Annotated in this window: 2 protein-coding genes; both read left to right on the top strand. The window is 44.8% G+C overall.

All coding sequences use genetic code 11. The annotated features are described in order from the left end of the window. Positions 1-587: extracellular solute-binding protein (locus tag A3739_RS13925; RefSeq protein ID WP_156502591.1), on the top strand; the 587-nt coding region annotated here is incomplete at its 5' end. A 102-nt stretch (positions 588-689) separates the two neighbouring features. After that, on the top strand, positions 690-1,510 hold an 821-nt coding region (locus A3739_RS13920; protein WP_156502590.1), incomplete at its 3' end, for an ATP-binding cassette domain-containing protein.

The following is a 1,510-nucleotide window of genomic DNA, read 5'->3' as shown; positions in this document are numbered from 1 at the left end:
CCAACGTTATACATACGCATTGCATCTTCAGAGACTGCAAAGTCCATGTCATTATGCCTAATCCAAACTCTTCAGGTACTGGCTTCTTAGATGTATCAAGCTGGCTACAAATGTTCGGAGAGGACAAAGGTTGGGAATACATGGATGCGCTTCACGAAAACATTTCACGTTATACCCACTCTGGTTCAAAGCCTTGTAAATTGGCCGCCGCTGGTGAAACGCCTATTGGTATTTCATTTGCATTTCGTGGCGCAAAAGAAAAAACAAAAGGCGCACCAGTTGAAGTGGTCTTTCCTTCAGAAGGTTTAGGCTGGGACGTAGAAGCGGCAGCGATTGTTAAAGGTACTGACAAGCTAGACGCTGCGAAAAAGCTTATGGACTTTGCAGTCTCTGAAGATGCAATGCGTATGTATAACGTTGGTTATGCAATTGTTGCAATACCAGGTATTGCAAAACCAGTTGAGCATTTCCCAGAAAATGCTGAAGAACTCATCATAGATAACGATTTTGGTTGGGCTGCTAAGAACCGTAAAGACATTTTGTCTACGTGGGCTAGCCGTTACGACGGAAAATCTGATCCGAAGTAAGGCTTTCCCAACCAGCCACGACTCCGACGTAGCTGTTGTTGCGCGGTGCCTTTGGGCACCGCTTTTTTGAGTTCTACCCATCCATTGTCTGCGAGTCTCATTATGAGTTTTTTAAGCGTAAATCAACTTTCTAAGTCATTCGGAAATTTCAATGCTGTCGATCATGTGTCATTTGAAATTGAAAGAGGAGAATTTATTTGTTTTCTCGGGCCATCAGGCTGCGGAAAAACGACGCTGCTTAGAATGATTGCGGGCCTCGAATTGCAGGATGAGGGGACAATTATTCAAAATGGAATCGATATTTCTCGGTTGCCAGTAAGTCAGCGTGACTTTGGGATTGTGTTCCAAAGTTATGCTTTATTCCCGAACCTGAACGTGTCGGAAAACATTGAATATGGTTTGAAGAATGCAAAGGTCAAGAAAGCCGAGCGACGGGCGCGCGTTACTGAACTTGTTGCCTTGATGGATCTTCATGAGCACGTCGATAAATATCCTCAACAGCTGTCTGGTGGTCAGCAACAGCGTGTTGCTTTAGCGCGTGCTTTAGCGCTGAAACCGAGTTTACTGTTACTGGATGAGCCATTGTCAGCACTTGATGCAAAAGTGCGCACAAGGTTGCGATCTGAGTTAAAACAGTTACAAAAACGCTTAGGCATTACCACTATTATGGTGACGCACGACCAAGAAGAGGCCCTGAGTATGGCCGATAAAGTGGTTGTGATGAATCAAGGCAGAATTGAACAATGTGCTTCGCCTAATTTGGTGTATCGCAAACCGGCATCAGAATTCGTTGCAGACTTCGTTGGGTCGATGAATATTTTCTCGCTTGAAGCTGAGCGTGAAAGTCAGGCGACGAAAGACTTGCAGACCCATTTAGATCTTCATTCGACAAGTGCTTCTCTCGCAATTCGTCCAGAGCATTT

This window comes from Oleiphilus sp. HI0067, from assembly GCF_001635735.1.
The sequence above is the reverse complement of the archived record's forward strand: the minus strand, read 5'-3'. Positions and strand labels throughout refer to the sequence as shown.